This window comes from Bradyrhizobium sp. 157 (genome assembly GCF_023073815.1).
Taxonomy (GTDB): Bacteria; Pseudomonadota; Alphaproteobacteria; order Rhizobiales; family Xanthobacteraceae; genus Bradyrhizobium.
The window spans coordinates 1-6,493 of record NZ_JADPKF010000114.1 but is presented as its reverse complement, the minus strand read 5'-3'; the positions used below and the strand labels follow the sequence as shown (position 1 = coordinate 6,493).

Annotated in this window: 6 protein-coding genes; 2 read left to right on the top strand and 4 right to left on the bottom strand. The window is 60.3% G+C overall.

What is annotated here, in order from left to right; genetic code table 11:
• Positions 1-456: 456 nt before the first annotated feature.
• Positions 457-1,011, bottom strand: coding sequence for a thioredoxin family protein (locus IVA95_RS35510; RefSeq protein ID WP_247514746.1), 555 nt, complete (start codon positions 1,009-1,011; stop codon positions 457-459).
• A 324-nt stretch (positions 1,012-1,335) separates the two neighbouring features.
• On the opposite strand from IVA95_RS35510, the gene IVA95_RS35505 reads away from it, so the two are divergent.
• Positions 1,336-1,584 (top strand): hypothetical protein, encoded by a 249-nt coding sequence (locus IVA95_RS35505; RefSeq protein WP_247514747.1) that lies wholly within the window; start codon positions 1,336-1,338, stop codon positions 1,582-1,584.
• A complete protein-coding gene (locus IVA95_RS35500; protein ID WP_247514744.1) occupies positions 1,472-2,275 on the top strand; it encodes an MT-A70 family methyltransferase in 804 nt (267 codons plus the stop codon). The genes IVA95_RS35505 and IVA95_RS35500 overlap by 113 nt, the downstream gene beginning before the upstream one ends.
• 237 nt (positions 2,276-2,512) lie before the next feature.
• Here the strand turns inward: IVA95_RS35500 and IVA95_RS35495 are convergent, their stop codons facing one another.
• From IVA95_RS35495 to IVA95_RS35485, 3 genes are all read right to left on the bottom strand, one after another.
• Entirely contained in the window at positions 2,513-3,388 is an 876-nt protein-coding gene (locus tag IVA95_RS35495) for an aldo/keto reductase (RefSeq protein WP_247514743.1), read from the bottom strand.
• 385 nt (positions 3,389-3,773) lie between these two features.
• Positions 3,774-4,532: a haloacid dehalogenase type II gene (locus IVA95_RS35490; protein WP_247514742.1), complete on the bottom strand. Its 759-nt coding sequence runs from the start codon at positions 4,530-4,532 to the stop codon at positions 3,774-3,776.
• Positions 4,533-4,900: 368 nt separating this feature from the next.
• Positions 4,901-6,340 carry an IS1182 family transposase gene (locus tag IVA95_RS35485; protein ID WP_247514745.1) on the bottom strand — a complete coding sequence of 480 codons (1,440 nt, stop codon included), beginning with the start codon at positions 6,338-6,340 and terminating at the stop codon, positions 4,901-4,903.
• Between the last annotated feature and the right edge of the window lie 153 nt (positions 6,341-6,493).

Sequence of the window (6,493 nt, the reverse complement as noted above, 5' to 3'; positions counted from 1 at the left end):
CGACTGTGATAATCTCTGACACGGACGCCTCCCTTAAGTGGTGCTCAACACCTCCACTTTGGCACATCGATGCCGTCGGCGGGGCGTCCACCCCATCATTAAGCGACTGACTGATGTCCGCTCAACCGTCAACAGCGGCGGAATAGCGGACATAGCCCGATGTCGCAGAAGGGCCGTTTTCAGACTCATGCGCTGCAATAAGCAGAACGGGTATCCTTGAACGTCATCCCTCAGGCACCCCTGCCATCCGCATGCCCTCAATGACGCGTTCGCGCCCGGCAAGGAAGGCCGGATTCTCGCTCCGTGTAATGGTCGTACGCAAGCGGCGGACAGCGAAGCTTGGATCCCGTCTGCACCACCGCCCGTGCCTGGTGCGCAAGCGCGGCGGCGAGATGGAAATGCGCGACTGAATAATTTCGGTTTGCCTTGAGGCCCCGGTGGAACCCGCGACCGGCTTTATTTGTCCTTCCATTTGATCGAACAGCCAATAGACGCCTTTTGGTCAGCCGGCGCCACACCGGTGGTCGCAATCGCCCGCATAGCCTCGACAAGCTCTCGGGGCGCCCCCGCGCGAGGCGGAGTCGTGCGGCCTTCGTCGAGCCGGCCGCGATACTTGAGCTCGCGGTCGGCATTGTAACCGAAGAAGTCCGGCGTACAGACCGCTCCATACGCCCGAGCGACTGTCTGGGTCTCGTCGTGGAGATATGGAAACGGGAAATCATGGGCCTTCGCGAAACGCTTCATATTCTCAAATGAGTCTTCGGAATAGCTCGCCGCATCGTTCGAGCAAATCGCCGCAAAGCCTACGCTCTCCGCCATCAGCAGGCGGGCGTCCGAAACCATACGGTCGATCACCGCTTTAACATAGGGACAATGGTTGCAGATGAAGACGACGACCGTGCCTTTTTCGCCTGCAACGTCGTCCAGTGCGTAAGTCTTGCCGTCGGTCGCCGGAAGCCGGAACTCCGCCGCCGGCGTATCAAGAACGGCTTGGGTAGCTGTTGTCGCCATATCGCACCTCCTTGTGCCTAAATATATGCTGACGACGGCCTGCCGGGGCACGGTTTCCCAAGCCTGCTCGCCGGTCGCGTCGTTTTGGCCATACGTCAGCCATTTCCGGTCTACCCCCTGACAGCCGACGTGGAAAGAAGAGTTCACGTTGGTCGGTCAGGGCCAATAGCGGTCATTCGATCACCTCGTCGGCGATGGCGAGGAGTGCCCGCGGCAGTTCAATCCCGAGCGCCTTGGCCGTCTTCAGATTGGCGACGAACTCGAATTGGTGCCGATGCGCGGCAACATGGTGTCGCCGCCGTCTGGACCCAAGAGATCGCGGCCGTGTTCAAGGAACGCGATGTCATTTACCTTGCGGACAACGACAAGCCGGGCGCGACAAAGCTGCCAGGGCGGACAGGCGCTCACAGGGCGTTGCCAGGAGCATTCGCATTGCGAGCTGCCGGTCTTCGGCCGAGCGATGTGGCCAGCGTGGATATTTCGTTGGGGCAGGATCGTGAGGTGTACCGTGTCGATCATTCCCTGGTTTTTCGAGCCGTTGTTGCCGCGTTCATTCCGGCTCGTGCTGATTGATCCGCCGTGGGAATTTCAAACCTACTCGCGTGCCGGACAAGGCAAGTCGGCTCAGGCACATTACACCGTGATGCCGCTCGACGCGATCAAGGCGCTTCCTGTCCGCGATCTCTGCCAGGATGACGCCATCGTGATGTGTTGGGCCACCATACCTATGCTGCCGGACGCGCTCGCCTGCCTTGAAGCGTGGCGTGTCAGGTATAAAAGTAACATCGTCTGGCGCAAGGTCACGAGGCGCGGGAAGCTGCGTATGGGTTGCGGATTTTGGACGCGATCAATGCACGAGCAGGTCCTGATCGGCACCATCGGAAAGCCGCCACTGATCACGTTTCCATCGATCTTTGACGGCATCGCGCGCCAGCACAGCCGCAAGCCGGATGAGCTTTATCAGATGATCGCGGATCGCACGCCGGGTTGGCGGCGCGCCGACATCTTCTCGCGTGAGACGCGCCACGGCTGGCACGCGTGGGGTAGCGAGGCTGGCAAGTACGATGATGAGGTGCGCGGCGCCCCAATCCGTCAGGCTGGCATCAAGCAGCGCCAGGCGCAAAAGGAAACGATAGGCGAAAGCGATGCCCCAAAGCTGGATTGTGTTCCGGCTCCGGACATTGACGCCTTTCGGCGTCCAACCTTGACCCCGGTCGCGGCAATCTTTTTCGGACGCGGCCTCAGTCAGTTAATCGATCCATAGTGGGGTCAATATTGGACGCCAAAAGGAGGCAAACCAGACGCCGATCTACACCTTTGGATATGGCCGCTACTTTTTCATGCCGACGAGAATCGAGCGCGCGTGGTCGCCGAAATCGACACGCAGCCGTACGAGCCTCTCCGAATGTGCCACGTCCTCGACAGCGAGAATGGTCCCGACGCGGACGTCGATCTTGTCGAGGTCAGAGATGGAGATTGAGGGGTTTGATGTGCGCCGGATTCATGTTCCACTCTTTGCTGAGGCTCGGTCGATCGCGTCGAATTCGGTCTCACTCAAGCGCCAACCGAGTGCATCGAGATTGGTCCTAGCGTGATGAGGCTTGGTCGCGCCGGGGATGGGAATCACGTGACTGTCGCGCGCCAACAGCCAGTTCAGGGCGACCTGGCCGATGCTGGCGTCGTGCGCGCGGGCAATATCGGCGAGACACGTCAGCAGCGCTTTCGTGCCCATGCTGTCCGACGGCTGCGTGAGGCGGCCGGACGCAAGGGGAAAATACGCCACCAGTGCCACATCGAGCTCACGGCAGGCTTCGAGCACGCCATTCGTTTCCGCTGCTCGTCGGAGCAGGCTGTAGTTGACCTGATTGGCGGCGAGCGGAACGCCTGCCCTTGCGAGGTGATCGGCGATGCGGCGCATCTGGTCCGCATTGAAATTTGCCACGCCGACCACGCGTGCCTTGCCGGACTTCACCGCTTCGACGAGGCCTTCGGCGAACACTCCCACGTCGATGAAGGGCAGCGGATAATGGACATAGTAGAGATCGATTGTCTTGAGGCCCAAGCGCGCGAGCGAACCGTCAAGCGCGCTCATCAGGCGTCGCGGAGAGGTTCGGCCCGGAAAGGGAAGGAACTTTGATGCTATCACCGCGCGGGTGGGACCGGCGCGCAAGCAGTCACCCACGACGCGCTCCGAGAAATAGATCTCAGCCGTGTCGATCATGCACGGGCCGGCATCATGAATGGTCCTGTAGGTTTCCAACACGGCCCCACGATCGGCACGCCGCCACTTGTTCGTGCCGATGCCCAAGGGCAGCACATCGATGCCGGTTCGACCCAGAGGGCGCGTATCATGGCGCGTATCATGATCTGCGGGCATCGCTGGACCTCTCACAAGGCGAAAGCGCCGTTGGCTGGCTGGTGTGATGACGCTGGCGTTTCAAGGTTACGCCATAGCGACTACGGCCGCATCATCTTCTGCGGCTACGTCCGTATCAGGACGACGCCAAGGATCAGCAAGGTTGCACCGGCAAGTCGGATCAGCCTCGCGGGGTGAACGGGAATGCCGAGCAGACCGAGGCGCTCAGATGAGGCAGAATTGATGTCCGCTTGTCCCCCCAATAGCGGGGCAAAAACGGACATGCCCGTGGGTCCGGGTTGGGCCAAACCCGGGCATTCGGCACTCTCCGTTAGCACGGCCGATCTCTAGAACCGCTCGTTGAGTACAGGCCCTATAGTCCTCCTGAGCGATGGCCTACCAGTGCTCAGCCGCGCAGCAGCGGCGCGAGATCGGTGATCGCCTTGACGATTGTATCAACCTGGAATCCCAGTTCCTCGGGAACCTCGACGGTACTGCGCTGAATCCAAAATGTCCGCAGTCCGGTCGACGCGGCGGCGACAGCGTCCCAGTTATTCGCCGAGACGAAGCCGAGCTCGGGGTTGCTTACCTTCATGCGCTCGGGCGCGAGGTTGTAGACGCGCGGGCTGACCTTGAAGATCTTCACCTCCTCGACGCTGATGATTTCGTCGAGCAGATCGCGGATGCCTGCGCTTTTCGCGGCCGCCTCGAGCATTCTGGGCTCACCGTTGGACAGGATCGCAAGCTTGATCCCCTGTTTCTTCAGTGCATCGAGGCCCGGCTTCACGTCCGGGAAGGCCGCGAGGCTCAAATAAGCATCCATCAGCTGTTTCTTCTTGTCGGCCGTCAGGTCGAGCTGGAGATTCTTGCTCGCCCAGACCAACCCGTCCTCGGTCAGGCCCCAGAAGTCGCGATGGCGGCCCATGAGGCTGCGCATTAGGCTGTATTGCAGCTGCTTGAACCGCCAGATTTGCGCCAGCTGGTTGCCCTTGCCAGGGAACAACTGCTCGCACAACGCCGTAACTGAGAAGACGTCGAACAGTGTGCCGTAGGCATCAAATGCCAACGCCTTGATAGACTTGAACTGCCCGCTCATCTGGGCGGCGGCCGGTGTCGCAGCCCATGCCGTGCCCACGACTCCCGCCGTGGCACCGGCGAGTTTCATGAACTCTCTACGATCTCTCGACATTTTCGCCTCCTTGTGGATTGCCGTTACTCATTCTCTCAGAGGAAGGTCGATAGTCGTTGGCGGTGACTTTACCCAATCTTCCGAGTGAGCCGAACGCCGAGCGTGAGAGTCTGCCTGCTTGGCTCTCGGCGCAAGGCCGATCGGCAGCGATCCATTCGGTGGCGCACTCAACCCAGCTAAATGTTTGCTCCGAGTCAACGAGTCCGTTGAGGGTCTTGGTTGTGTAAAAACGCTCGGACGTGAGCTGTCGAGTGTGCGTGAGCTGGCGCGCGGCTCTCCCGGCGGCTTCTGTGCGTTGTTCTGTTTCGAACTGCCGAGCGGGTGGGAACCGGGTTTTCGGCGCGCTAGGCCCGGATTGCTGCGACTAACGGTCCAGGACCCATGATGTTCATGACACGCGTCATATTGTAGGCCAGTACGTGCAACGCCATCTCGGTGGCTACCCGTGGCAGCGTCTTCATAAGAAAGTGGGTTGCGCCCATTCGGGCCTTGATCGTGCCGAAGGGATGCTCGACCGTCTCGCGCCGCTGGCGCATCTTCTCCGGATGCGCGTCGAGCCGGCGCTGCACGGCCTCGAGAATGTGCTCATGCTCCCAACGGGTGATCCGACGCTCCTTGCCCCTGGTGCAGCTGTGCTTGATCGCGCAGCTCTGGCAAGCCTTGGTCGAGTAGCGATACAGGACCAATCCATTTTCCTCGGTCGTGAATGAGTAGGTGAGCCTTTCACCGGCAGGACAAACGTAAACGTCCTCCTCAGCCAGGTAGCGAAAGTCTTGCTTGCCGAAGCGTCCTTCTGCCTTTGAGTTCGAGGTCATTGGCTTTGGCAGGGTGACTGTGATGCCTTCCTCCTCACACGCCAGGATCTCCTCGCTGCTGAAGTAGCCGCGGTCGGCGACGACATCGAGGTTCTCAGCTTCCAGTGTCGCTTTCGTCTCCGTCGCCATGTGGCCAAGTTGCGATCGGTCGGTCCCGACATTGGTCACCTCATGTGTGATGATCAGATGATGCTCAGTGTCGACGGCGATCTGGACATTGTAGCCCACGACACCAGAGCCTCGGCCGCTCGTGGCCATTGAGCGGGCATCAGGATCGCTCAGCGATATCTGCTGGTCCGGTGTGGCGAGCATCCGCACCTCCAATGCTCGCAGGCGCTGCATCTCCTCCTTCAGCTTCTCGACCTTCTCTTTCAGGCGGCTCGTCTTGGTTTTGAGAGCCTCGGACGGCTCCTGCCGGTCTGCGGTATCGAGCTGCTGCAAGTAGCGCGCGACGCTCTCCTCAATCTGAGCCATGCGCCGGTCCATCTTGGCGCGCGTGAAGTTCTTGTCGCGATTGTTGACCGCCTTGAACTTGCTGCCGTCAATGGCGACGCTGGCTTGCGTGAGCAAACCCATCATACGGCACAGCGCAACGAAGCGTGCGCACACCCTGCGGATAGCAGCGCCATTGTCCTTGCGGAAATCAGCAATCGTCTTGTGATCTGGAGCCAAACGCCCCGTCAGCCACATCACCTCGACGTTGCGTCCAGCCTCGCGCTCAAGCCGGCGGCTCGACTGGACCCGATTGAGGTAGCCGTAGATGTAGAGCTTCAGCAGGACCGACGGATGATAAGAAGGTCGGCCGGTCACCTCAGGCTCGACACCGTTGAACCCAAGGTCGGCAAGATGGAGTTCGTCTACAAAGACGTCGATCACCCGAACCGGATTATCCTCGCCGATCCAGTCTTCCAAGCATTCCGGAAATAGCGTGCTCTGCCCGCGATCCGTGCCCTCAACAAAGCGTCTCATCCGCTCCCCCCGCAAATCGCGCGGGAAGCATATCGCGAGAATCAAATCCGGCGACGCGTTTTCACACATGGGGTAATTCCGGGCCAGAGCCATACTGAAGCTCTCAGAATCAGCTCTCCAGGAATCGATGAGGCTCATCTCTTGGGCCCTGCA

Excerpts from the sequence above, each read along its gene's own strand:
- IVA95_RS35495 (WP_247514743.1), bottom strand. The coding sequence starts at position 3,388 with ATGCCCGCAGATCATGATACGCGCCATGATACGCGCCCTCTGGGTCGA.
- IVA95_RS35490 (WP_247514742.1), bottom strand. The coding sequence starts at position 4,532 with ATGAAACTCGCCGGTGCCACGGCGGGAGTCGTGGGCACGGCATGGGCT.
- IVA95_RS35510 (WP_247514746.1), bottom strand. The coding sequence starts at position 1,011 with ATGGCGACAACAGCTACCCAAGCCGTTCTTGATACGCCGGCGGCGGAG.
- IVA95_RS35485 (WP_247514745.1), bottom strand. The coding sequence starts at position 6,340 with ATGAGACGCTTTGTTGAGGGCACGGATCGCGGGCAGAGCACGCTATTT.
- IVA95_RS35500 (WP_247514744.1), top strand. The coding sequence starts at position 1,472 with ATGTGGCCAGCGTGGATATTTCGTTGGGGCAGGATCGTGAGGTGTACC.